This is a genomic window from Geodermatophilus sabuli (assembly GCF_010686765.1).
Classification (GTDB): Bacteria; Actinomycetota; Actinomycetes; order Mycobacteriales; family Geodermatophilaceae; genus Geodermatophilus; species Geodermatophilus sabuli_A.
Genome location: NZ_JAAGWF010000002.1, coordinates 281,390 through 306,006, shown reverse-complemented (window position 1 = coordinate 306,006; position 24,617 = coordinate 281,390). Strand labels below are relative to the sequence as shown.

General features: G+C 73.5%; 20 protein-coding genes. 9 read left to right on the top strand and 11 right to left on the bottom strand.

Features of this window, described 5'->3' with window-relative positions:
- Positions 1 to 49: 49 nt before the first annotated feature.
- Complete coding sequence (locus tag GCU56_RS01605; protein WP_163479744.1) at positions 50 to 595, top strand: hypothetical protein; 546 nt, start codon at positions 50 to 52, stop codon at positions 593 to 595.
- A gap of 46 nt (positions 596 to 641) precedes the next feature.
- On the opposite strand, the gene GCU56_RS01600 is transcribed toward GCU56_RS01605, so the two are convergent.
- From GCU56_RS01600 to recD2, 4 genes are all read right to left on the bottom strand, one after another.
- Positions 642 to 914, bottom strand: a complete 273-nt coding sequence (locus tag GCU56_RS01600) for a hypothetical protein (RefSeq protein WP_163479743.1) — start codon at positions 912 to 914, stop codon at positions 642 to 644.
- Positions 911 to 1,978 carry a PD-(D/E)XK nuclease family protein gene (locus GCU56_RS01595; RefSeq protein WP_163479742.1) on the bottom strand — a complete coding sequence of 356 codons (1,068 nt, stop codon included), beginning with the start codon at positions 1,976 to 1,978 and terminating at the stop codon, positions 911 to 913. The genes GCU56_RS01600 and GCU56_RS01595 overlap by 4 nt, the downstream gene beginning before the upstream one ends.
- The gene (locus tag GCU56_RS01590) at positions 1,975 to 3,420 is read right to left on the bottom strand and encodes a hypothetical protein (RefSeq protein WP_204331254.1); all 1,446 of its coding nucleotides are present in this window, start codon (positions 3,418 to 3,420) and stop codon (positions 1,975 to 1,977) included. The genes GCU56_RS01595 and GCU56_RS01590 overlap by 4 nt, the downstream gene beginning before the upstream one ends.
- Positions 3,421 to 3,533: 113 nt before the next feature.
- Entirely contained in the window at positions 3,534 to 5,795 is a 2,262-nt protein-coding gene (gene recD2 / locus GCU56_RS01585; protein ID WP_163479741.1) for an SF1B family DNA helicase RecD2, read from the bottom strand.
- Between the two features lie 145 nt (positions 5,796 to 5,940).
- Here recD2 and GCU56_RS01580 point away from each other — a divergent pair, with 145 nt between their 5' ends.
- Complete coding sequence (locus tag GCU56_RS01580) at positions 5,941 to 6,441, top strand: single-stranded DNA-binding protein (protein WP_163479740.1); 501 nt, start codon at positions 5,941 to 5,943, stop codon at positions 6,439 to 6,441.
- Positions 6,442 to 6,517: 76 nt separating this feature from the next.
- Here the strand turns inward: GCU56_RS01580 and GCU56_RS01575 are convergent, their stop codons facing one another.
- A complete protein-coding gene (locus GCU56_RS01575; RefSeq protein ID WP_163479739.1) occupies positions 6,518 to 7,591 on the bottom strand; it encodes a nitrilase-related carbon-nitrogen hydrolase in 1,074 nt (357 codons plus the stop codon).
- A gap of 675 nt (positions 7,592 to 8,266) precedes the next feature.
- Positions 8,267 to 8,599: a hypothetical protein gene (locus GCU56_RS01570; RefSeq protein WP_163479738.1), complete on the bottom strand. Its 333-nt coding sequence runs from the start codon at positions 8,597 to 8,599 to the stop codon at positions 8,267 to 8,269.
- A 189-nt stretch (positions 8,600 to 8,788) separates the two neighbouring features.
- Here GCU56_RS01570 and GCU56_RS01565 point away from each other — a divergent pair, with 189 nt between their 5' ends.
- Positions 8,789 to 9,508 (top strand): DUF2652 domain-containing protein, encoded by a 720-nt coding sequence (locus tag GCU56_RS01565; protein WP_163479737.1) that lies wholly within the window; start codon positions 8,789 to 8,791, stop codon positions 9,506 to 9,508.
- Between the two features lie 69 nt (positions 9,509 to 9,577).
- Here GCU56_RS01565 and GCU56_RS24960 read toward each other — a convergent pair whose 3' ends face one another.
- The gene (locus GCU56_RS24960) at positions 9,578 to 10,063 is read right to left on the bottom strand and encodes a cyclic nucleotide-binding domain-containing protein (RefSeq protein WP_163479736.1); all 486 of its coding nucleotides are present in this window, start codon (positions 10,061 to 10,063) and stop codon (positions 9,578 to 9,580) included.
- A 288-nt stretch (positions 10,064 to 10,351) separates the two neighbouring features.
- On the opposite strand from GCU56_RS24960, the gene GCU56_RS01555 reads away from it, so the two are divergent.
- Positions 10,352 to 11,296: a pyridoxal-phosphate dependent enzyme gene (locus GCU56_RS01555; protein WP_204331253.1), complete on the top strand. Its 945-nt coding sequence runs from the start codon at positions 10,352 to 10,354 to the stop codon at positions 11,294 to 11,296.
- A 3-nt stretch (positions 11,297 to 11,299) separates the two neighbouring features.
- Here GCU56_RS01555 and GCU56_RS01550 read toward each other — a convergent pair whose 3' ends face one another.
- Positions 11,300 to 12,484, bottom strand: coding sequence for a PIG-L family deacetylase (locus tag GCU56_RS01550; RefSeq protein WP_163479734.1), 1,185 nt, complete (start codon positions 12,482 to 12,484; stop codon positions 11,300 to 11,302).
- Between the two features lie 232 nt (positions 12,485 to 12,716).
- Here GCU56_RS01550 and GCU56_RS23635 point away from each other — a divergent pair, with 232 nt between their 5' ends.
- From GCU56_RS23635 to GCU56_RS01525, 5 genes are all read left to right on the top strand, one after another.
- Positions 12,717 to 13,187, top strand: a complete 471-nt coding sequence (locus GCU56_RS23635) for a Fur family transcriptional regulator (protein ID WP_345771574.1) — start codon at positions 12,717 to 12,719, stop codon at positions 13,185 to 13,187.
- Positions 13,184 to 15,403 (top strand): catalase/peroxidase HPI, encoded by a 2,220-nt coding sequence (gene katG / locus GCU56_RS01540; RefSeq protein ID WP_345771573.1) that lies wholly within the window; start codon positions 13,184 to 13,186, stop codon positions 15,401 to 15,403. The genes GCU56_RS23635 and katG overlap by 4 nt, the downstream gene beginning before the upstream one ends.
- Before the next feature lie 137 nt (positions 15,404 to 15,540).
- Positions 15,541 to 16,257 (top strand): DUF6597 domain-containing transcriptional factor, encoded by a 717-nt coding sequence (locus GCU56_RS01535; protein WP_163479732.1) that lies wholly within the window; start codon positions 15,541 to 15,543, stop codon positions 16,255 to 16,257.
- A 10-nt stretch (positions 16,258 to 16,267) separates the two neighbouring features.
- The gene (locus tag GCU56_RS01530; RefSeq protein WP_163479731.1) at positions 16,268 to 17,128 is read left to right on the top strand and encodes a hypothetical protein; all 861 of its coding nucleotides are present in this window, start codon (positions 16,268 to 16,270) and stop codon (positions 17,126 to 17,128) included.
- A gap of 645 nt (positions 17,129 to 17,773) precedes the next feature.
- Positions 17,774 to 18,394: a dihydrofolate reductase family protein gene (locus GCU56_RS01525; protein WP_163479730.1), complete on the top strand. Its 621-nt coding sequence runs from the start codon at positions 17,774 to 17,776 to the stop codon at positions 18,392 to 18,394.
- A gap of 232 nt (positions 18,395 to 18,626) precedes the next feature.
- Here the strand turns inward: GCU56_RS01525 and GCU56_RS01520 are convergent, their stop codons facing one another.
- From GCU56_RS01520 to GCU56_RS01510, 3 genes are all read right to left on the bottom strand, one after another.
- Complete coding sequence (locus GCU56_RS01520; RefSeq protein WP_163479729.1) at positions 18,627 to 19,793, bottom strand: serine hydrolase domain-containing protein; 1,167 nt, start codon at positions 19,791 to 19,793, stop codon at positions 18,627 to 18,629.
- A 175-nt stretch (positions 19,794 to 19,968) separates the two neighbouring features.
- Positions 19,969 to 21,522 carry a chemotaxis protein CheW gene (locus GCU56_RS01515; protein WP_345771572.1) on the bottom strand — a complete coding sequence of 518 codons (1,554 nt, stop codon included), beginning with the start codon at positions 21,520 to 21,522 and terminating at the stop codon, positions 19,969 to 19,971.
- Complete coding sequence (locus tag GCU56_RS01510; protein ID WP_163479728.1) at positions 21,519 to 24,332, bottom strand: methyl-accepting chemotaxis protein; 2,814 nt, start codon at positions 24,330 to 24,332, stop codon at positions 21,519 to 21,521. The genes GCU56_RS01515 and GCU56_RS01510 overlap by 4 nt, the downstream gene beginning before the upstream one ends.
- Positions 24,333 to 24,617 lie beyond the last annotated feature (285 nt).

Below are 24,617 nucleotides of genomic sequence, written 5' to 3'. Positions count from 1 at the left end.
CCGACCGGCGATCGGGACCTGTCGGCAGGGGGCTCTAGCGTTCGGCAGCATGAGCGACGGGCCCGACCCTGACGATGTGCCCAGCGCTCTCGCGGAGCTGACGGGCTACGAGCTGTGGGAGCACACGCAGCGGTGGGGTGAGCAGGTGGCCGCCGCTCGCGAACGGATGCTCGCCGCCCCGTCGCCGTCGGCGCGGGTCGCCCTGGCACCGGGGTTCCTCCGACCGGTTCGTCAGCTGCTGACGCTGCGGCTCGTGGCGGTCGCCCGGGCTCGGCGACGGGCGTTCCCGGTCTCGGTCCCACCGGCCGACAGCCACGGCATCGCCACCCTGTGGGCGGAGGTCTTCTGGGCGGCGCGGGCACGGTCCCCGGACGACGACTCCGGTGTGCTCTCGACCACCGACGTCTCCATCCGGGGACTGCTGGCACTGCAGCCGTCGGACCTGGCCGACCCGGACGAGCTGCGCGCCTGGTGCGAGCGGCTGGAGTCGGTCGAGGAGACCTTCGACGGGCTGGACATGGAGGCTCAGGCGGCGCTGGAGGAGCTCCAGGCCGCCGTCGAGCACCAGCAGCAGGTGCGCCGGGGGGCGTCCTGACGCCTCCGCGTCGACCGGTCCGGCACAGCCGCCACGGGTCCGTGCCTCATGCCACGCCGCGGGAGGGAGCGGGCGCCCCGGTCCCCGGCTGGGCCACGACCCAGCTCGTGCGGCCGTGCAGCGGCGGGGTCTTGGTGCCGTCGGTGAACCACACGACGACTCCCCCGGAGGTCCTGCAGCGCGCGCGCACGACCCGGACCCGGCTGCCCCGTCCGGTCCTGGTCGGCCGGACCAGGGGCAGACCGAAGTCGGTGCCGACGACGTCGCCGGTGAGGACCGACTCCCCCGCGGCCAGCCGGCTCGTCGAGACGGTGGTCATGCCGCCCCCTCGACACGCTCCGGACGGCTGCCGTTCCGCGTGACCCGGATCGTCTGCGGGCTGCGGATCCTCCGGGTGGGCACGACCTCCCCGAGCTCGGCCAGCCGCTCGACCGCCGCGTCCTTGTCGACCTGGGTGCGCAGGCCGCCGCCGGACCACTCGCAGAACAGGTCGTCCGCCGGGCCGGACCTCCCCCGCAGCCGTTCCCGCGCGTACTCCTTGTGGCGCTTGGCCTCGTTCTCCGCCGACCGCCAGGCGTCGTAGTCGTGGACGGCCTCGACGTAGTCCCCGTGGTCGACCGTCAGGCGCGACTGGCGGGAGACGTCACCTTCGGTCACCGGGTCCACCGGCGGCCCCCAGCAGAGGTCGAGGAACGGGCACCAGTCGCACATGGTGTCCACGCCCGGCCCGAACCCGTCACGGGGAACGGCGTCGACCCCCTCGTCCTCCACGGTGGCGTAGACGTCGGTGAGCCAGAGCACGGCCTCCGCGGCCAGCGCCGGGTCGTGGTCGGTCTCGAAGACGACGTCCTCGCCCGAGTCACGGGACAGGTAGCGGATGCGCAGCCCCTCCACGTCCTGGGCCGTGCCCGCCGCCAGCCGACGGTCGTGGGTCTGCCCGGTGCGCAGCAGCCAGGCGTAGACCGCGACCTGGAACCAGTGCTTGACGGGCACCCCACGGGTGAGGACCCGCTCGAAACCGAACCGGGACGTGGTCTTGAGGTCCTCCACCACCCTGTCGTGCCACCAGTCACAGCGGCCCTTGACCTGCTCACCCTGGAGCCCGACCTCGGTCAGCCCGCCGTACTGGCGGCGCAGGGTGCGCAGCACCCCGCGGTGCAGCTCGGTGCCGAGGAACGCCTGCAGCCCGGTGCGGGTGTTGGTGGGCCGGCGCCGAGCGACCCGGTAGGCCGCCCGGCGCCGGCACTCGCCGAGCTCGGAGGCGCCGATCATCCGCTGCCGGGAGCGGGCCCGGCGGCGGTCGAGGTCACGGACCGCCGCAGACAGGCTGGGGGCCGTCCGCCGCTCCGCGACGCTCGGCCGGGCCGGCAGGACCGCGGTCACGCGGGGATCTCCTGCTGCCCCACCGCCCGACCGGCCCGCTGGGTGGCGATCACCTCGCGGACCAGAGCGGTCAACCGCTTGGTGGCCACGTGCTCGACGGGCCGGCCGAACCGCTCGGCGATCTGCTCATCGGGCACCCCCAGGGACTCCAGGCTGGCGAGCACGCCGCGGCGGGCTGCGGTGAGCCGGCGCTCCTGGGCGTCGTCCGGGGTCGGCGAGGCCTCCAGCAGCGGGTTGGTCGCCGCCACCTCGCCCCCGGTCGCCGCTCGAGCCGTCGCCGCGGCGGCGCGGGCCGCCTCCACGACCGCGGCGGGGGTCGTCGGCGCAGGCGGCGTCGCGGCTGCGCCGGCCCTGCGCCGACCGGCGGGATGGGCCTTCACCGACGCCTCGAGGAACTCCTGGTGCCGGGCCTCCACCAGTTCTGCGACGGTGTACGAGCCGCCCGGGGTGGGGACCTCGACCTGCAGCAGCGCGCTGCGGTTGGCCGCGGCCCACACCTCGCGCAGGTCGTCGTCGTCCTCGGCGTCCTGGATCCGGCCGACCAGGTCGGCGACGTCCGGCTCGCTCCGCCGGCCGGTCCGGGCCTCCTCGGTGCGCTCGTGCTCGAGCAGGCCGCCGCCGTGGAAGGGGACGAGGTCCCGGACGTGCGCGGTGCCGGGGTCGCACTTAAGGGCGTCGAAGACCAGCCACTCGAGCAGCCGGCCGTCGGCGGCCTCGTCCGTGACCTCCTTGGCCGGGTCGTCCTTCGGCTTGATGCCCACGTGCACGCTGCGCGCACCGACGATCAGCGGGCGGCGCCCGCGGCGCAGCCGGACCCAGACGGTGGCCGCGTAGGGGAACTCCCGGTGGGTCTGCACCGACCAGGTCTTCTGCCCCTCGATCGGCCGGCCGTTGGCGTCGACCTCGGTGACCTCCTTGCCACGGGCGGTCACCACCACGATGCCGGGGAAGGTGAGCAGCTCGGTCTGCAGCTTGCGCCAGCGGGCGCCGGCGTCGTTCCACAGGTTCTGGCTGATGACGACCTCGGCGTCGGGGTCGCGCTTGAGCAGCTCGCGGTTGCGGGCCGACTTCGCGGCGCGGGCGCTCGCCCAGTCCTTGAGGCCGTCCCAGACCGCCGAGCCGGTGTCGATGCCGAGCACCACCGGCGGCTCGCCGGCGTCGGCCGCGCGGCGTGCCTCGGCCTTGACGGCCTGCACGGCGGCGAGCACCTGGGCGTAGGAGCCGTCGTGCTCGATCAGCTGGTAGTTCGCGCCGGAGATGGCGCCGTACTCGTCACCGGCGCCCTCGTTGAGGTCGATCCAGTACAGCGCGCCGATCCGCTTGCTGGCGCTGAACTGGGCCAGTGCCCAGCTCTTCCCTGCCTTCTCCTCGCCCTCGAGGAGGACGCAGGGCCACGGGACGCGGCCGGTGGGCTTGCGGGTCTTGAGGCCTTCCAGGGCCATGATGTGCTCCTTGCCGACACGGGGAAGATGTCGACCCGAAAGCTACGAGCGGGCACTGACACAACTGTGCGACGGGCGCAAGCACCGGCCGGCCGGTCCCGTGAAACCGCAGGTCAGGCCGCCGGGTGGGCGTGTCGCCGTTCGCTCTGGGCGTAATCGGCCGGGTGCCGTGGCCGGAGGCGGTGCGCGAGGGCGGTGTGCCGTCGTCCGGAGCCGGTGGCGCGCACGGCCTGGGCGAGCGCCCGCGGGGACCCGACGAGGACGACGAGTCGCTTGGCGCGGGTGACGGCGGTGTAGAGCAGGTTGCGCTGCAGCATCATCCAGGCGCTGGTCGTGAGCGGGACGACGACGCAGGGGTACTCGCTGCCCTGGGCTCGGTGGACGGTGACGGCGTAGGCGTGCACCAGCTCGTCGAGCTCGGCGAAGTCGTAGTCGACGGCCTCCCCCTCGTCGGTGACGACGGTGAGCGTCTGCCCGACGTCGTCGACGCCGGTCACCACGCCCTGCGTGCCGTTGAAGACCCCGTGCGCGCCCTTGTCGTAGTCGTTGCGGATCTGGCTGACCTTGTCCCCGACGCGGAACACCCGGCCGCCGAAGCGTTTCTCGGCGCGGTCGGGCCGGGCCGGGGTCAGGGCCTGCTGCAGCAGCTCGTTGAGCGCGGCGGCGCCGGCCGGCCCGCGGTGCACCGGCGCGAGCACCTGGACGTCGCGGCGCGGGTCCAGGCCGAAACGGGCCGGGATGCGCCGGACGACGACGTCGACGGTCAGGCGCGCGGCCTCCTCGGCGTCCTCGGTGGCGAACAGGTAGAAGTCGTCCAGGCCGCGGACCTGGGGCGGCCTGCCGGCGTTGATCCGGTGGGCGTTGGTCACCACCCCGGACCGGGCGGCCTGCCGGAAGACCTGCGTCAGGCGCACGTGCGGGACTCCGGTGCCCTCGGCGAGGAGGTCGCGGAGGACCTCTCCCGCGCCGACCGAGGGCAGCTGGTCGACGTCGCCGACCAGCAGCAGGTGCGCGCCCGGCGGGACCGCCCGCACCAGCTTGTTGGCCAGCAGCAGGTCGAGCATGGAGGACTCGTCGACCACCACCAGGTCGGCGTCCAGCGGCCGGTCCCGGTCGTAGGCGGCGTCGCCACCGGGCCGCAGTTCCAGGAGGCGGTGCACGGTGACCGCCTCGGCCCCGGTGAGCTCGGTCAGCCGCTTCGCCGCCCGTCCGGTGGGGGCCGCCAGCACGACGCGCGCGCCCTTGGCTGCCGCGAGCGTGACGATCGAGCGGACCGTGAAGCTCTTGCCGCAGCCGGGGCCTCCGGTGAGGACGGCGACCTTCTCGGTCAGCGCGAGCCGGACCGCCTCCTGCTGGCCGGGTGCCAGCTCCACTCCGGTGCGCCCGGACAGCCAGGCCAGCGCGGCGTCCCAGTCCACCCGGGCGAACGCCGGCATCCGGTCGTCGGCGGCCGCGGCCAGTCTCCTCAGCCCCCCGGCCAGGGAGACCTCCGCCCGGTGGAACGGAACGAGGTAGTAGGCCACGGTCGCGGGCTCCCCGTCCCTGCCGGGGAGCTCGTCGCGGATGAGGTTCTGGTCGGCCACCAGCAGGGCCAGGCAGTGGCGCACCAGATCGGCCGGCACCTGCAGCAGTTCCACCGCCCGGGCACCCAGATCGCTCTCGGGCAGGTAGCAGTGCCCCTGCCCGGTCGCCTCGGAGAGGACGAACTGCAGCCCCGCCTCGACCCGCTCTGTGCTGTCGTGGGGGATCCCCACCGCGGCGGCGATCGTGTCGGCGGTCTTGAAGCCGATGCCCCACACCTCGGCGGCCAGGCGGTAGGGCTCCTCCCGGACGACGCGGATCGAGCCGTCGCCGTACTGCTGGAAGACCCGCACGGCCAGCGAGGTGGACACGCCCATCCCCTGCAGGACGACCATGACCTCCTTGACCGCCTTCTGCTCCTCCCACGCGACGGTGATCGAACGCGTCCGCTTCGGACCGAGGCTCGGCACCTCGACCAGCCGCCCCGGCTCCTCCTCGATGACGCGCAGCGCGTCGGCACCGAAGTGGTCGACGATCCGCTCGGCCAGTTTCGGGCCGATGCCCTTGACCAGCCCCGAACCGAGGTACCGGCGGATCCCCTGCACCGTGGCCGGCAGCACGGTGGTGTAGTCCTCGACCTGGAACCGCCGCCCGAACTGCGGGTGCGCTCCCCACCGACCTCGCAGCCGCAGCGTCTCCCCCGGGTGCGCGCCCAGCAGCGAACCGACGACCGTGACCAGGTCGCCGCCGCGTCCGGTGTCGACCCGGGCCACGGTGTAGCCGGTCTGCGGGTCGGCGAACGTGATCCGCTCCAGCGTCGCCTCGAGGACCGCCGCCGTTCGCGCCTCCGCCACCGCCGTCACCCCCCTCCACCGGCCCGTCCTCCGCGATGGTCACACGCCCCGGGGACAGCTCCGCCGGGCACGGAAGTGTCGGTGGGCCCACCTAGCCTCCGGTTGCTCACTCGAGCGCAGCACCGACGACACGGAGGACCGGATCATGGCCGGCGACACAGTCATCACCCTCATCGGCAACCTGACCAGCGACCCCGAGCTCCGCTGGACGCCCTCGGGCGCGGCGGTGGCCACCTTCACCATCGCGTCCACCCCGCGCACCCTGGACCGCCAGACCCAGGAGTGGAAGGACGGCGAGGCGCTCTTCCTGCGCTGCAGCGTCTGGCGGGAGGCAGCCGAGTACGTCGCGGAGTCGCTGACCCGCGGCTCGCGGGTGATCGCGCAGGGCCGTCTCAAGCAGCGCTCCTTCGAGACGAAGGAAGGCGAGAAGCGCACGGTCGTCGAGCTGGACGTCGACGAGATCGGCCCGTCGCTCCGCTACGCCACGGCGATCGTCGCCAAGGCCACCCGGTCCGGGCAGGGCCCCGGCAGGGGGTCCGGCGGCGGGTTCGGTGCCGTCGACGGGGGCGCGGCCGCCGGGCGGGACGGCTCCGCCGATCCCTGGGCGACACCCGTCGGCGTCGCCACCGAGGAGCCGCCCTTCTGAGACCCACCCGGACGCGGAGCCGCCCACACCCGGTCGGCGGCCCGCCTCCGCACCCCGGGACAGGCGGCGTGGGTCCTCAGGACGACCGGCCGGGGTCGACCCACACACCACGCTCCACCATCAGCTGGACCTGCTTCTCGATCACCTCCGCGCGGAACTCCGCATGCGTGAACGGCGCCCGTTCCGCGTAGAGGTTCGGCGGATAGACCGAGTCGCGGTAGATCAGCTGGTAGAGCTCGGTGCGCAGGTCCTTGGCCCAGTTGTCCCACTGCGCATGGGTGCGGAAGTGCCTGAGTGCGTTGATGTCGATGGTGCCGGCGACGTAGGAGGACCCCGCCCCGTACAGGTGCTGGCCGACGACCCGGCCCTTGAAGTCGATCACCATCGACCGCCCGCCGAAGGTGTCGATGGGGTCCTGCGCCTCGGGGTACAGGTAGTACGTGGCCAGGTTGGGGGCGATCACGTAGAAGTTGTTGTCCAGAGCCCGCGCCCGGCTCTGGATCTCGAAGAACTCGTTGCCCGTGTGCGGGTGCGGGTAGGAGGCGCGGTAGACGACCTCGGCGCCGTTCATCGCCAGTCCCCGAGCGTTCTCCGGGTAGGAGCCTTCGTTCGCCATGAGGACCCCGAGCCGGCCGATCTCGGTGTCGGCCACCGGGAAGAACGCGTCGAGGGTGAGCCCGTGCAGCTCGACCCAGCGGTCCCACACGTCGTGCGGGGTCACCGAGTGCTCGACCGGGTACAGCGTGGTCAGCTTGTAGTGCTTCAGGACGATCTCGCCTGTGCGGTCGAGGGCGAACCCGACGTTGAAGAACCGGTCGGGGAAGGCCTCGTGGCGGGCCTTGGCCTGCGCCATGACGAAGGTGTCGTAGGTGCGGGCGAGCTCCCCGAGGACGTCGGTCTCCGGGCCGGGGATGTCGATGGCGCAGTCCCGGGCGAAGGTCACGTGGTCGAGATCGAGCACCTCGTCGTTGAACGCCTGCAGCGCGCCCTCGGGGATCGCGACGAGCCGCACCGGCAGGTCGAGGCTCGACAGCCATGACGCGGCCTTGAACAGGTGCGCGATGTGCTCGAGGTTGCGACCGATGTCGGCGCGATTGCGGATGCCACGGACCGCGGGGACGAGGCCCACGGCCGTGTAGGGCTCGGGCATGCGGGCAGTGTTGCACCGGATGGCCGCCGTGGACGTGGGCGTCGTCCCGCTCCGGACCGCCGGTCAGCGACGTGACGGCGGGACGCCGGGGAAGGCCCGCATGCCGGGGTTGGACGCATCGGTCCTCCGCCACCGACCCATCGCTCAGCGGCTGCGGCCGGGCCGGGTGCACAGGACCTCGTCGCGCCCGGCAGCCCTCGAGCCCGAGGCGCTCCGGAGACGGCGGCGCGCGTCCCGACCCGTGCCACCGAGTCAGGGGTCCCGGACGCGCTAACCGTCGCCGTCACCGCCGTCCCCCGGGTCACCGGGACCAGTGCTCCAGTCGGACGGGGGTTCCGCGGGCCCGGCTGGGTGGGAAGCGATCGTCTCCTCGAGCGCCACGGGCTCCGGCAGGTGCTGAAAGCCGGGGCTGCCGCCGTCCGGCCAGCGGGTACGAGCATCGTCCGGTGCCGTCATGGCCGTCACACTCCGCCATCCGGGACACCGCGTCCACAGTCGCGGTGCCGCTGCCCTCCTCCCTTGCGTCGGCGGTGCGCGCGTCGAGGTCGACGACCCCGGACCGTCCCTGCCTGCCGCCGATGACGACGTCGGCGGACGACGGCTGCGAGACGCGCCTCCAGACCCTGTACGGGGGGCCGGCCGCCGGTGCGCCCGGGCAGCTCGCAGGACCGGCGATCAGAGCTGCAGGACCGACGCAGCACTCAGGTAGGCCGCCGACACCGCGTCCGGGTCGTGCAGGTCTCCCGGGTGCTCCACCGCCGCGCGGGCGCGTGCGCGCAGCGCGGCGCCGGGATCCACGGCAACGAGATCGAGGCACGACCCGGCGACGGCGGCACGGGTGTCGTGGTCGTCCAGACCGTCGAGGGCGAGGCCGTCGTGGAGCAGGGTCGCCGCCTCCCGGAAGACCTCGCGGGCCATCTCGAGGTCCACCTCGGGCCTGGCCCGGGCCACTGCCTCGGCGGCGGCGAGGAACTGCTCGAACGGTGGACCGGCACTGCTGGGCGGCACACCGCGAAGGTCCCAGTGCGGGCCGGGTCACGGCAAGCGAGATCGGCTCGCGGTGCGCGCGGCGGTCGGCTCCACGACGTCGCCCGCGGTCCTGGACACGGGGCGGGCGCTGGTGGCTTCGGCGCCGGCCACGGCCGGTGCCCGGCCCGGGCACTGCCGCCAGCCCGCCGCGTCGCGCTAGTGTCCGGCATGGCGACCCGGCGTGCGCTGCTCCTGATCGCCGACATCGGCGGCTACACGGAGTACATGCAGTACCACCGCAGCATGCTCGGGCACGCGGAAGCGGCCACCAGACGCCTGCTCGACAAGATCGTCGGGGCCGCGCGGGACTTCGACCTGATCGAGATCGAGGGCGACGCGGCCTTTCTCTCGCGGGACGCCGACGGGCTCGACGGAACCGCGACGCTGTCCGCCGTCACCCGTGCCGCCCTCGCCATGCACCGTGCCTTCCACGAGCAGCGACGGCTCATCGAGCGCAACATGTGTCCCTGCCAGAGCTGCACGCAGACCAGCGCCCTGAAGCTGAAGTTCGTCGCGCACGTCGGGGACGTCGCCACCCAGACGATCAAGCGCCGGAAGAAGCTCGTCGGCGTGGACGTGATCTACGTCCACCGCCTGCTCAAGAACCCCGTGCCCGTGCCGGAGTACCTCCTGGTCACCGACGACCTCTTCCGCGACGGCGGTGCCGCGTCCGCCGAGCTGGTGGTCCACGAGATCGCGCAGGACCTCGAGGGCATCGGTCCGGTGCAGACCTTCTACGTCGACGTCGAGGACATGACCGGACCGCTCCCGCCGCCGGCGCAACCCTCGTTGCTGGTCCGCATCGGCGCCACCTTCGACATGGTCGGCCGGGGCCTCCCGCACGTCCTCCCCCGCCGCCGCGCACGGTCGCTCGCTGCGGCCGGCTGAGCCCTCGAGGCTCCCCGCCGACGAGCACGACGAGCACGACGCGTCACGCGTGCACCGACGGCGCGGCAGCTACTGCACGGCCCGGCTGCGGAACCGCTCCAGCTCGGACACCGGTAGCCGTGTCCCGGCGGCTCTGAGCAGCGAGACGACGTCCTGCGTGCGCCGCTCGAGCCGTTCCGCGAGCACGAAGGCCATGTCGGCCACGATCGCCGTGGCGAGGCGTTCGTGGCGCGTCAGGCGGGTCGGGACGTCGGCCGCACGCCACTTGACCATCTGAACCGGGGTGCTCGCCCTCGCCGTGGCGGTGCGCGCGGCGGAGGACACGAACACCGCGAGCTCACCGAGCACCGACCCCGGGCCGAGCGCGGCGAGCACCCGGCCGTCCTTGATGACCTCGACGGTCCCCTCCAGGATCGCCGCCACCCCGTCGGCCGGGTCGCCCTCGTCGAAGAGGGTCGAGCCCGCTGCCGCGACGGTCGTCGCGATCTCCCGGTGGAGCTGGTCCAGGTCCTCGTCGACGACGAGCCGGAACGGGCAGAAGGCCCGGATCTCCACTGGTCGCTCCGCGTCCAACCACGTTCTCCGTGAGTGTCGATGGCAGCGGCCCGACGTCCGCGGACGTCGGGCCAGGGTCGCTGGACGACACGCTAGCCCCGATCGCCGGCGGGGTGGCCGCCGCGCACCCCCGCTCGCGAGCAGGGCCCGGCCCGCTGGCCCGGGCTGCGACGCGTCAGCGACGCCGGAGTCCCTTGCCAGGGCGGTGAGCAGCCACGGATGCTCCCCCCGAGCCGTCTCGAGTCCCGCTGCGGACCAGGATCGGGTCATGGGGCGGAGGAGTCGGTGGTGGCGCAGGGTCGATCGAGTCTCGTCGAGCGTGCGTCGTGGCTGTTGCGGCTCCCCCTGGAGACCCCGACCATCCCGTTCGAGGACGAGGCGAGCGGCTGCACGCTCTGGCTGAAGCTCGACCACCTGCTGCCGAGCGGCTGCACCAAGGACCGGATGGCGACGAGCATCGTCGCGCACGCGATCGCGTCCGGCGAGGTGTCCCCGTCCACCGTCGTCGTCGAGGCCTCGAGCGGGTCGACCTCGATCGCGCTGAGCATGGTCTGCGCCACCGTCGGTGTGTCGTTCCGGGCGTACATGCCCAAGACGGTCAGTGGCGAGCGGGTCCTGATGATCCGCCGGCTCGGGGGCGACGTGGTCCTCACCCCTGCCGAGCAGGGCATGGACGGAGCGGTCGCCGCCATGCTGCGTGACTGCGGCACCGAGTCCGACCTGTACGCCGCCCGGCAGTTCGAGAACCCGCGCAACGTGTTCGCGCACCGGCACTCGACCGGCCCCGAGCTCATCCAGCAGGTCGGCGTCCGGCTGCACGGCTTCGTCGCCGGTGTCGGCACCGGCGGCACGCTGATGGGGGTCGCCCACGCGCTGCGCGACCACGGCTACGACACGGTCGTCGCCCAGGCCCTGCCGACGGCCGCGGAGGCGCACCGGCCCCTCGTCGGCGGCATCCCGGGCATCGTCGAGGGCATGAGCCGGCTGCTCGACCCGGACGCCGTCGGGCTCGACGAGGCCGTGCTGGTCCCGGAGGCGGAGGCCATGTCCACAGCGCGCGAGTTCGGTCGTCGCGGCCTGGGCATCGGCCCGTCGAGCGGGCTCAACATCGCCGCTGCCCGGCGGCTCGCCGCCCGCCTCGGCCCGGGGCACCACGTCGGCACGGTGCTGCCCGACCGGATGGAGCGGTACTTCTCGACGGCGCTGTTCGACGACGTGGCGGCGGAGCTCTGAGGCTCACGGCCGCGGCGTCGGGGGCCCGCCGGCGTCGTCGGCGTCGTCCGCGAGCAGCGACGTGTCCAGCTCCCGCTCGGGCAGGACCTGGATGAAGTACTCGGCGCCGAACATCTCCCGGAGGATCGAGTCGGGGAACATCGCCGGGTCGATCGGGTACTGCGAGCGATGCGCGGCCGTGGCCCGGATCTTGTGGCCCACGAAGTCCGAGACGTCGATGCACGTGCTCACCCTGGCGTCGATCTGGTCCCCCGACGGGAGCGACCGGGTCCAGAGCGGGAGGGCCTGCTCCCGAGGTCTGCCCAGGGGCGCGGACTCGGCGGCGAGGAACGTGAGGCTGGTGACGTCGTCCAGGGCGACCACGTGCGCGTTGCGGGGCCGGCCGGTCGCGATGCCCTCCTCACCGAGGAACTCCCCCGGGCCCGACCGGTCGACCACGCGCACCCGGCCGTCGTCACCCTCCCGCCGGATCTCCACCTGACCGGACAGCAGGAAGTGCATCATCGTGGCCTCCTCACCCTGCTCGATGAGGTAGGAGCCGGCCGGGAACCACTCGACGTCGACGAGGTCGGCCGCGTACCCCAGCGCCGTCGTCTCGCGCGAGAAGACCGACAGCGCGCGGACGAAGTCCTTGGAGCCCTTGAAACGGGTCGTCAGCTCGACGACCCACTCGGCCAGCCGGTCGCGCAGCAGCATCCGGCTGCGCGGCAGGTGACAGTGGAAGAGCCGGAGAGAGCCGGCCGGCCGCAGCTGGTAGCAGGCCGCGGTCACCGCTGCCCCCACGGCCACGTGGTCGGGGTGACCGGAGAACCCGTCGGGGCCGAACGTGATCACCACGTCCGGATCGAACTCGCTGAGCAGCTCCGACGCCTGTTCCCGCAGGGCCGTGGCGTCGACGTCGGAGAGGCCGCCGTCCGGGTGGTCCAGGCAACGCGTCCGCATGAGCCCGAGCTCCTTCCCCGCCGCGTCGAGTTCCCGCTCGCGGACTGCCCGCAACGTGGCCCGGGTCGCCGCGCCGGCGTCCCGGATCTGGCCGGCTCCGCCCCTGGTGAGCGCGACCACGCTGACGTCGGCGCCGGCGCTCGCGTACTTGGCGAGCGTGCCGCCGGCACAGAGGGTCTCGTCGTCCGGATGGGCGAAGACCCCCAGCAGACGCGGAGGTCTCCGACCGGAGGGGTCCACCGACATGTCGTGCGCCGTCCGATCACCGTCGAATCTGCCGCTGGCACGTCACGAGTCCGATCCGTGGACCGGCCAGCCGATCGAGGGCGCACCGTACCGTCTCGCTCCCCGAGCGGGCAGCGTCGGCGCACCAGCGCGGACGTCGGCGCCCCACGCCGGGGCGGGGACGGGACGTCGGCGGCGGGTCCGGAGACGGGTGTTTCTTGACCAGGTCAAGGAACGCCGTCAGGATGCGGTCGTGTCGGACTCCCCCGAGATCGAGCGTGCACTGCGCGCGGTCGGTCTGCGGGTCACCCGACCGCGCGTGGCGGTGCTGCAGGCCGTCCACGCGCAGCCGCACCTGCACACCAAGGCGCTGATCAGCGCGGCGCGTACCCGGCTCGGAGCGGTGTCGCACCAGGCGGTCTACGACGTGCTGAGCGCGCTCGTGGACGCCGGCCTCGTGCGGCGCATCCAGCCCGAGGGCTCCGATGCGCGCTACGAGGCCAGGGTCGGGGACAACCACCACCACGTGGTCTGCCGCGACTGCGGGGCCATCGCCGACGTCGACTGCACCACCGGCGCCGCCCCGTGCCTCACCCCCTCCGCCGACACCGGCTTCGTCATCGACGAGGCCGAGGTCGTCTTCTGGGGTCGCTGCCCGTCCTGCGCCGACGGGCGGCACCCCGCTCCCTCGCTCCGCTCGACCGCACAGGAAGGCACGTCGTGACCACCGAGACCGACAAGATCGAGACCGAGAGCACCAGCGAGAGCGAGAACCCGGCGATCCCCTCGCCGACCGCGCACACCGGCGGGCGGCCCCGCTCGAACAGGGACTGGTGGCCCAACCAGGTCGACCTGTCGGTGCTGAACAAGCCCTCCAGGGACTCCGACCCGCTGGGCGAGGACTTCGACTACAAGGCGGCGTTCGCCGCGCTCGACGTCGAGGCGGTCAAGCGCGACCTCGTCCAGGTCATGCGCACCTCGCAGGACTGGTGGCCGGCCGACTGGGGTCACTACGGCCCCTTGTTCATCCGCATGTCCTGGCACGCGGCCGGCACGTACCGCATCGCCGACGGCCGGGGTGGCGGCGGCGAGGGCGGCCAGCGCTTCGCGCCCCTGAACAGCTGGCCGGACAACGCGAACCTCGACAAGGCGCGCCGCCTCCTGCTGCCGATCAAGCAGAAGTACGGCCGCGCGCTCTCCTGGGCCGACCTGCTCGTCCTGGCCGGCAACGTCGCCCACGACGACATGGGCCTCCCGACGTTCGGCTTCGCGTTCGGGCGCGAGGACTCCTGGCAGCCGCAGGAGGTCTTCTGGGGCCCCGAGGACACGTGGCTCGGCGACGAGCGCTACGCGGGCGACGACCCGCTGGACCTCGACGAGGGACCGCTGGCGAACGTCACCATGGGGCTGATCTACGTCAACCCCGAGGGCCCGAAGGGCAAGCCCGACCCGCTGGGCTCCGGGCACGACATCAAGCAGACCTTCCGCCGGATGGGCATGACCGACGAGGAGACCGTCGCCCTCATCGCCGGCGGGCACACCTTCGGCAAGACGCACGGCGCGGGCAACCCCGAGCTCGTCGGCCCCGAGCCCGAGGGCTGCCCGGTGCACGGCAACGGCCTGGGCTGGATCAGCCAGCACGGCACCGGCAAGGGCGCGGACACCATCACCAGCGGACTCGAGGGCGCCTGGACCCCCACCCCGACGACCTGGGACAACACCTACTGGGAGATGCTCTTCGGCTTCGAGTGGGAGCTCGTCGAGAGCCCGGCCGGCGCCAAGCAGTGGCAGCCGAAGAACCCCGAGGCGCAGGAGCTCGTCCCCGACGCGCACATCGAGGGCAAGAAGAACCCGCCGATGATGTCGACGGCCGACATGGCCCTCGCGGTCGACCCCGAGCTGCGCGCGTACGCCGAGCGCTTCCGGGACGACCCGGAGTACTTCGCCGACCAGTACGCCCGCGCGTGGTTCAAGCTGCTGCACCGCGACATGGGCCCGAAGGTCCGCTACCTCGGGCCCGACGTCCCGGCCGAGGACCTGATCTGGCAGGACCCCGTGCCGGCGGTCGACCACGAGCTCGTGGGCGAGGCGGAGATCGCCGACCTCAAGCAGCGGCTGCTCGCCTCCGGGCTGACCGTCCCGCAGCTGGTGCACACCGCCTGGTCCGCGGCCGCGTCCTACCGCGGCACGGACAAGCGCGGCGGCGCCAACGGCGCCCGGGTCCGGCTCGAGCCGCAGATCAACTGGGCGGCCAACCAGGGCGTGCAGGACGTGCTGCCGGTGCTCGAGCGGGTCAAGGGCGAGTTCGAGCAGCAGACCGGCAAGCGGGTCTCCCTCGCCGACCTGATCGTGCTCGGCGGCAGCGCGGCCATCGAGAAGGCCGCTGCGGACGGCGGCGTGCAGGTGACCGTGCCGTTCCACCCGGGCCGCACCGACGCCTCGCAGGAGCAGACCGACGTCGACAACTTCAAGTGGCTCGAGACCCGGGCCGACGGCTTCCGCAACTGGATCGCCCCGGGCAGCAAGCTCCAGCCGGAGACGCTGCTGGTGGACAAGGCCTACATGCTCGAGCTGACCGCCAAGGAGATGACCCTGCTCGTCGGCGGCCTGCGGGTGCTCGGCGCCAACACCGGCGGGGTGCAGCACGGCGTCTTCACCGACCGCCCGGGCGTGCTGTCGCAGGACTTCTTCCGCAACCTGCTCGACCTGGGCATCTCGTGGCGCACCTCGGTCTCCACCGAGGGCGTCTACGAGGGCCTGGACGCGCAGGGGAACGTCGTGCGCACGGCCACGGCCGCCGACCTGGTCTTCAACTCGAACTCGATCCTGCGCGGCATCGTCGAGGTGTACTCCTCCGACGACGCGAAGGAGAAGTTCGTCCAGGACTTCGCCGCCGCCTGGGTCAAGGTCATGGAGCTCGACCGCTTCGACCTGCGCTAGGCACGACCTGCCCGACCGCCCCGGCCCGCACCCCGCGGCCGGGGCGGTCGCGCATCCGCCGGCCCGCGGCGTCCTCCCGGCGGGGACCGCGCCGCCGCGCGTCCCGAGCGGCCCCGTCGCGGGACTATCGTGACGCGGTGCTCGGGTCCTACCGCGAACACGCCCCACCCACGGGCCTGCGGGACGTGGTCGCCTGCCTGTGGGAGAACGACCACGTCCGCCACCACCCGCAGCTCGTCGTCCCGGACGGGTGCGTCGACCTGGTCTGGTTCGGTGAGCGCGGCCTGAAGGTCGTCGGTGCCGACACCGGCCCGCACACCGTGGCCCCTGTGGGGTCCACGGTGACCGGGATCCGGCTCCGGCCCGGTGCCGCGGGCAGTGTGCTCGGCCTGCCCGCGTCCGAGGTGCGGGACACGACGGTGGACCTCTCCGAGCCGTGGGGTGCCGACGCGGAGGCGTTCGCGGGGGTGATGGCCGAGGCCACCCCGGCTCGCCGGCTCGGTCTCCTCACGCGGCAGGTGCGGGGCCGGCACGGGGTCCCCGACCGGCTCGTGGTCGCGGCCGCAGCTGCGCTCTCCCGGCCCTCGGCCCGCGTCGCCGACGTCGCGGCCGACCTCGGGGTGAGCGAACGCCAGCTCCGGCGACGCACGCTCGTGGCGATCGGGTACGGACCGAAGATGCTGGCGCGCGTGGCCCGGCTGCGTCGGCTGATCGCCCTGCCGGGCCAGGAGCTGGCCGTCCGCGCCGCTCTGGCCGGATACGCGAGTCAGGCGCACATGACCGAGGAGGTGCACCGCCTGACCGGCAGCACCCCTGTCCGATTCCTGGAAGACGCCACGCTCACCGCTGCCTAGCGTCCGCGGCATGACCATCGACATCGGAGCCGCACGACAGTTCGTCCACGCCAACGGCCGGCTGATCGACCGCCATCGTCTGGCCACCGTGTTCGACGGTGCCCCCGTCGAGCCGCTCCTGACCGCGCTCCGCGCCTACCGCAATCCCGACGGCGGGTTCGGCCACGCGCTCGAGCCCGACGTGCGCTGCCCCGGCAGCCAGCCCGCCGCGACCCTCCAGGCCCTGGAGGTGCTCCTCGAGGCGGGCGCGGCCGACGACCCGATGGTGGCGGACGCCGCCGACTGGGTGGCGGCGGTCGCCGAGCCCGACGGTGGGGTGACGACCGTGCTGCCCTCGGCCGCCGGGTACCCCCGGGCGCCGTGGATGGAGCCGTCCACCGGCAGCGGCTTCCTCACCTACGCGCTGGCCGCCGCACTCTGGCGAGCGGGAGCGGGCACGGAGTGGCTGGACCGGGCCACCGGGTGGTGCTGGCAGCAGCTCGAGACCGACCGGGACGTCGGCGGGTACACCGTGGCGTTCGCGATCGACTTCCTCGACGCCGTCCCCGACCCGGCCCGTGCCGCGGCAGCCCTCGACGGACTGCGGCCCGCGCTCGACCGCCACGGCCGGGTCGCGGTCCCCGGCGGCACCGAGAACGAGAGGATCACCCCGGTGGAGCTCTCGCCCCACCCCGGGTCCCGGAGCCGCACCCTGTTCACCGAGGACCAGATCCGGTCCGACCTCGACCGGCTGGACGCCGACCAGCAACCAGACGGCGGCTGGACCGTCGACTACCTCCCGTGGTGTCCCGCCCAGGCCCTCGAGTGGCGCGGGATGGCCACCCTCCGGGCCCTGGCCGCGCTCCGGGACAACGGCCGGCCGACGTCGTGAGGAGTCCCCGGGCCAGGGGGTCCGCCGGAGGCCCTCCCGCCCCTGGGGCCCCGCCGCGTGCTGGACGACGTCCGCCGCGACGTGGTCGAGAGCCGCGTCGTCCCGCCGATCCCGGCTCCTCTGCGCCCGGTTGCCGGGGCTGCAGGCAGGTGACCACGCCCATCGCGACCCAGCGGGCGAGTTCGGCGCCGCGGCCGAGCTCGCGCAGGCGCTGGAGGGGCAGATCCTCCGGGGCGAGCAGTTCCGGTGACGCAGGCGTGCCGACCACCGCCATGCCGACCTGCCGAGCCGGTCGGGCCCGCCGGCCCGCTCGACCCGGCCGATGACTGCGGGCCGCCGGCGCAGTCTCCGTCTCGGGTCCAGCGCCCGCCCCCGTCCCCCTCACGAACAGCAGACGACGCGACCACCGCCATCAGGAGGCGCCACCATGTCACCGGCTCGAGTCCACGACGTCCCCGTCACGCTCGACGGCTCCGGCTCAGGCTCCGGCGCCGGCTCCGGCGAGAGAGCCGTCGCCCGAGGCGTACGGCAGTGGGACGGACCACGGGGCCGGGAGGCGGACTCCCAGGGGGAGACCACCTCCTCGCCCCGCCAGGTCACCCACGCGGCGTCCACCCGCACAGCACCGAGAGGAGGAACGGGGCAGTGACCACACGGACCGGCAGGGTGGTCGTCAACCAGACGATCACCGCCGACGGGTACTCCGCGGGGCTCGACCAGACCGAGGAGCGTCCGTTCGGCGACGACGGCGGCGACGGCTGGGGCGGGACGCTGCACTCCTGGATGTTCGACGACGGCGAGGAGAACCGGGCCGAGGTCGACCAGATCAACGCCGCCACTGCCGTCGTCATGGGCCGCAACATGTTCGGCCCGGTCCGGGGCGCGTGGGACCGGCCCTGGAACGGCTGGTGGGGCGACGACCCGCCGTTCCATGCCCCGGTCTTCGTGCTCACGCACCACGCCCGCGAGCCACAGCCCATGGCGGGCGGCACCACCTACCACTTCGTCACCGACGGGATCGAGGCGGCCCTGGCCCGGGCTCGTGCGGCGGCCGGCGACGGTGACGTCTCCGTCCACGGGGGTGCGCACACGATCAACCAGTACCTCGCCGCCGGCCTCGTGGACGAGCTGCGGCTGCACGTCGTGCCGCTCACGCTGGGCGCCGGCGTGCGGCTGTTCGAGGGGGTCCCTCCGCTGCGGCTCGATCAGGTGACCGCCCGGGCAGCGACCTCGGTCGTGCACGTGACCTACCGCGTGCGGTCCTGAGGAGCCGACGACGCCGCGCGGCCTCCCCCACGCGCGGATGCGGTCAGCCCATCGTCTCCTGGCCGTCGATGGACTCGCGCAGGACGTCGGCGTGCCGGGCGACCGCCTCGTGGTCAGGTCGAGCGCGCTGGCGGTCGGCCGACGCAGCGCCGGTTCGTCGGTCAGGCCGGACCGGGCCGACGCACCGGCCGGCGCCGGGCGGACGGTGCGCCGGGCCAGCCCGTGCCGTCAGTCATCGGCAGGCGGCGAGGGCGGCCGTCTGCAACTCCGTGTGCACGGCCGGCGCCTGCGCGGTGTCGAACAGCCGCTGGGTCAGCACGATCACGGCCAGGTCGTGCTCCGGGTGCACGAGGAACGACGTGCCGAGTCCCCCGTCCCAGCCCGTCGCGCCGGCCCATGGTCCGGCCCGCACCACCGACGTCCCCAGGCCCCATCCGCGCCCACCCAGGATCGCCGCACCCGCCTCGCGCTGCCCGGCGGTCAGGTGGTCGCGCCCCATCGCGCGCACCTGGTCCGCGGTCAGCACCGGAGCACCGCCGCGCAGCAGCATCCGCGCGAACGCCAGCAGGTCGTCCACCGTCGACACCAGCCCGGCGGCCCCGTCGGGGAACACCGGCGGCCGGCTCCACTGCCCGTCCGGCCGGTCCCAGACGACGAGTCCGTCGGGGGTCGGCTGGTACGCCGTCGCCAACCTCTCGACGTCCTCGGCGGAGAAGGCCGTGTCCCGCATGCCGAGCGGCTCGAGGACCCGGGTCCGCAGCACCTCGTCGTAGGACGTCCCGGCGGCCCGGGCGCAGAGCACGCTCAGCACGTGCGCGCCGGTGTTGTACAGCCACCGCTCACCGGGCTGCGCCAGCAGGGGCAGCTCCCCGAACCGGGCGATCCAGGTGTCGGGCTCGACGACGTCGTCCGGCTGCGGCGGGCCGATCGTGGCGAGCCCCGCCTCTGCCGCCGCCGCGACGACCGGCCACGGCTCGGCTGCCGTGAACATCTCCATCGCCATCCCGAACCCGAACGTGAACGTCAGCAACCCCCGGACCGTCACCGGTCCCGCCGCGGGCAGCGTGTCGTCGAGCGGGCCGTCCATCCGGCGCAGCACCCGGCGGTCAGCGAGCTCAGGCAGCAGCCGGTCCACCGGCTCGTCCAGGTCGAGCAGGCCCTCGCGGACCAGGGCCAGCGTCGCGGCCGCCGTGATCGGCTTCGTCGTCGACGCGATCCGGAACAGCGAGCCCCGCTCGACCGGCCGGCCGCCGACGGCGAGTCTCCCGAGTGCCGTCACGTGCACCTCCTCGCCGCGCGCGACCAGCGCGACGAGTCCGGGCACCCGGTCATCGCCGACGTGCGACGCCGCGACCGCGGCGAACCGCTCCAGCCCGCCCGTGCTCAGTCCCTGTCCCATGGCCGCTCCCCGCCGGTTCCGCCGACGACTCGAGGACCTCCGGAGGCCGCCGAACTCATCGGCCGCGCCGAACGGCGTCCAGCGGGTGGTCGCGCGGGCGGCCGCGCCGATGGGACGGGCGACGGCGCCGGGCAGGCAGACCTGCGACCGGCACCGTCGGCGCGCCGGCGACCGGTCAGCGGGGCGCGGGCACCGGCGCGGACGTCCCCGGCTCCCGCGCGGGCTCCGCGGACCGGTGCCGGTGCTGGAGTCGTCGGGCGACGGCGCGGAGGTCGAGGTCGGGGAGCAGCCGGCCGTCCTCCCCGATGCGCACGAGCGGCGCCGAGCGCAGCGTGGCGCCACGGTCGGCCTCCGGTCCGCGCACCGTCTGCTCGCTGTCGGTCCAGGTCCGGGGGGCGATGGTGTGCAGGGCGTCGACGGCGAAGGCGACCGGATCGCCGTCGACGTCGACCAGCAGCAGGCAGGTGGTCGCACCCACCGGTCGCCCGGCCCGGCCGAGCAACGTGGCCAGGCAGAGCACCGGGACGGCGGCGCGGCGATGGCTGATCAGGCCGAGCAGTCCGCCCACGGCGGTCGCGGTCAGGGTCTGCGGGAAGGGCAGGATCTCGGCGACCTGGTCCAGCGGGGTGGCGACGTCCACGCCGACGGAGAAGGTCAGGTAGGACGGCGCCTCGCCGGTCACCACCGCAGCGGTGGCGGCGGCCCCGTCCCGGTGTGCCGGCAGTGCCTCCAGGGCGGTGTTCACCGAGGCGAAACCGCTCAGGTCGGGATCGGCCAGCAGCGCCGCACCGTCGAGGACCAGGCAGTCGCCCAGGCCGTCGACGGTGACCATGCCGGCCAGCAGGTCCGACCGGGGCATGGCGAACGGCGGGACGGGGAGCACGTCCTCCTCGGGCACGTGGACCAGGTCGAGCAGCTCGCTGAGCGCGAGCACCACGTAGCCGGAGCCGGGGTCCAGCACGAGTCCGGCGCCGGTCTCGTCGCCGGCCAGCTCGCCCAGGCCGAGCAGGGCGAGCGGGTCGACGACCGGCACCTCACGGTCGGAGAACGCGATCACCCCCCGGCACAGCTGCCCGGTCAGCACCGACGGGCGCAGGTCGGGCGTGGGCAGCGTGGTGTGCACGTGGGCGGCGTCCACGGCGAACCGGTAGGGCCCGCAGCGCAGCACGGTCAGCGTCCGGTGGGCGCCGCGGGTCTCGGCCCCGCCGTCGGCGGTGGCGGCACGGGTCACGTCGGTGACCGTGGGCACACCCGGCAGCGCCAGGATCGCCGCGGCGTCGAGCACGCTGTACGCCTGCCCCGTCTCGGGGTGCCGGAAGGTGGCGCAGAACAGCAGACCGCCGCCCTCGGTGCGGGCGGCGACCAGCGCGTCCGCGGGGAGCTGGCTGATGCCGCGGACCTCGTCGGCGAGCAGACCGAGCACCTGGCCGCCGGAGGCGGCGACGACCACGACCTGGTCCGGGCGCCGCGGGACCGGACGGCCGAGGACCGCCGCCAGGTCGAGCACGGGCAGGACCAGCCGGCGCAGCTCCACCGCCCCCAGCAGGCCGGGAGCAGCCGCGGGCAGGCCGGCCAGTGCCGACGGGCAGGGCACCACCTCGCGGAGCGCGGACAGCGGCAGGGCCACGTCCATGTCGGCCATGCGGAGCAGGCCGTACACGACCTCCGCGGTGGGCTCGCCGGCCGCGCCCGCCACCGGGTGCGGGAGCCGGTCGTCGGAGGGGGTCACGTCCGGTCGGCCGAGGCCAGCTGGGTGATGAGCTCATCGACCTCGCGCGAGGCGGACTGCTGCTGCTGCGTGGAGGCGGAGATGCTGCGGATGGTGTCGTTGGTGCGGGTGACGCTGTCGACGATCCGCTCGAAGGCGGCCTCGGCGCGCTTGGAGACCTCCGAGCCCTGGGCGACCCGCTCGGCGGACTCCTCGATCAGCCGACCGATCTGCTGGGAGGCCTCGAAGGACCGCTCGGCGAGCTTGCGCACCTCGCCGGCGACGATCGAGAAGCCGACGCCGTGCTCGCCGGCGCGGGCGGCCTCGATGGAGGCGTTGAACGCCAGCAGGTTGGTCTGGTTGGCGATCTCGCCCATCACCCGGACGATCTCGGTGATGGAGTTGGACGACTTCTGGATCAGGGCGATGGCCTCCAGCGACGCGCGCAAGGCCTCGACGCCCTGCTGGGCGTTGTCCTGCGTCTCCCCCGCCAGCCCGGTCGCGGTCCGGGAGCTGCGGGCGATGTCCTCGATGGAGACGGCCAGGTCGCTCACGGACTCGGTCATGGCGCGGGTGGCGGCGGCGATGCGCGTCTCCCGCTCCACCTCGGCGGTGACGTCGTAGGCGAACTTGACGACCTTGAACGGCTGACCGGACAGGTCGAAGACCGGGTTGTAGGTGGCCTGGATGTGGACGTCCCGGCCGTACTTGCCCTTGCGGTGGAAGCGACCGGCGAGGACCTCGCCCTTGCCGAGCCGGAGCCAGAAGTCCCGGTACTCGGGCGAGCGGATGTACTCGGTGTCGCAGAACTCGCTGTGGTGGTGCCCGAGGATCTCCCGCAACGAGTACCCGAGGGTCCGCAGGAAGTTGTCGTTGGCCGTCAGGACGTTGCCGTCGAGGTCGAACTCGATGACCGCCTGGGCCCGGTCCACGGCGTCGATCCGCGCTTCGACCTCGGCCGACCTCAGTTTGCTCGCCGTGACGTCGACGGCGAACTTGACCACCTTGAACGGCTTGCCGGACTCGTCGAGGATCGGGTTGTAGGTGGCCTGGATCCAGACCTCCTTGCCGCCCTTGGCCAGGCGCCGGTACTCGCCACTGTGGAAGTCGCCGGTGCCGAGCTTCTCCCAGAAGTCCCGGTACTCGCCGCTGGCGGCGTACGCGGGGTCGCAGAAGATCCGGTGGTGCAGGCCCTTGATCTCGGCGAGGGTGTAGCCCATCGCGTCCAGGAAGTTGGCGTTCGCGGAGAGCACGGTGCCGTCCAGGTCGAACTCGATGACCGCCTGCGCGCGGTCCATCGCGGCGACCTTGCCCGTGAACTCGTTGTGCTGGCGCTTGGTCGCGGTGACGTCGGAGGCGAACTTCACGATCTTCACCACCCGCCCGGAGTCGTCGAGGATCGGGTTGTAGGTGGCCTGCAGCCACACCTCGCGCCCGTCCCGGTCCCGGCGCTTGAACTCCCCCGCCTGGTACTCGCCCTGCCCCAGCCGGCGCCACAGTTCCCCGTACTCCTCGGACGCGGCGTAGGCGGCGTCGCAGAACATGCGGTGGTGCTTGCCGCGGAGCTCGGCGACCGAGTAGCCCATCGTGTCGCAGAAGTTCTGGTTGGCGGTCAGGACGCGGCCGCTCAGGTCGAACTCGACGACCGCCTGCGCACGGTCGATGGCGGCGACCTTGCCCCGGGCCTCCGCGCCGGCGAACTTGGCCTCGGTGATGTCGCTGGCGAACTTGACGACCTTCAGCGGCCGGCCGTCCTCGTCGAGGATCGGGTTGTAGGTGGCCTGCAGCCAGATCTCGCGCCCGTCCTTGGCGATCCGCTTGAACTCGCCGGCCTCGTAGCCGCCGGCGCCCATCCGGGCCCAGAACTCCGCGTACTCCTCGCTGCTGGCCAGCGAGGGCTCGCAGAAGACCCGGTGGTGCTTGCCCTGGATCTCGTGCAGGGCGTAGCCCATGGTGTCGCAGAAGTTCTGGTTGGCGGTCAGGACCGTGCCGTCGAGCTTGAACTCGATGACCGCCTGGGCGCGGTCGATGGCGGCGACCTTGCCCCGGGACTCGGTGTCGGCGCGCCGGGCGACGGTGATGTCGGACGCCAGCTTGACGACCTTCAGCGGCCGGCCGTCCTCGTCGAGGACGGGGTTGTAGGTGGCCTGCAGCCACACCTCCCGGCCACCCTTGGCCAGGCGCCGGTACACCCCGCCCTCGAACTCGCCGTTGGCCAGCCGCCGCCAGAACTGGGCGTACTCGTCGCTGGCGGCCAGTGCCGGCTCGCAGAACACCCGGTGGTGCTTGCCCTTGACCTCGGCCAGGGTGTAGCCCATCGCGTCCAGGAAGTTCCGGTTCGCGGTGAGGATCGTGCCGTCGACGGCGAACTCGATCACCGCCTGGGAGCGGTCCAGCGCCACCGCCTGGCCCTCCCGCTCGAGCGCGGCCACCTTGCCCTCGGTGATGTCGATGGCCAGCGCGAGCACCTTCACCGGCCGGCCGGACGGGTCCGCGATGGGGATGTAGGAGGCCCGCAGCCACACCTCGCGGCCGCCCTTGGCCAGCCGCTTCACCACCACGTCGGTCTGGGAGATGCCGGCGGCCAGGTGCTCCCAGAACTCCGCGTACGCGGCGCTGTCGGTCAGCGCCGGCTCGCAGAACATCCGGTGGTGCCGGCCCTGCACCTCCGCCAGGGCGTAGCCCATGGCGTCCAGGAACCGCTGGTTGGCGGTCAGCACCGTGCCGTCGACGCCGAACTCGATGACCGCCTGGGAGCTGCGGATGGCGTCGACGATCGTGTGCAGCTCGAGCAGCTCTCCGGGGGACTGGGCGGACGAGCTCGGCGGCATCAGGCACTCCTCGACAGGCAACGGCGACCAACCGGACGACGGCCTGCTCGGCCCCCGGTTCCACCTTCGTCCGCAGGCCGGTGGTCTCCAGCTCAAGCCGGCGACGACGACCGTCTCGTCCCAGGAGCCCCACCCGCCTCACGACGTCCCCCGGCTGCGGGGCCGCCTGGGACGGTCCCCGAGCGCGGCGCGCGAGCCACTCGCCCGGGGCGAGCGCGGGCGCTGCGGCCGGTCGTGGACAGGGAGGTGGTTCCGCCGGACGCCGCCCTGACCGACGATGACGCC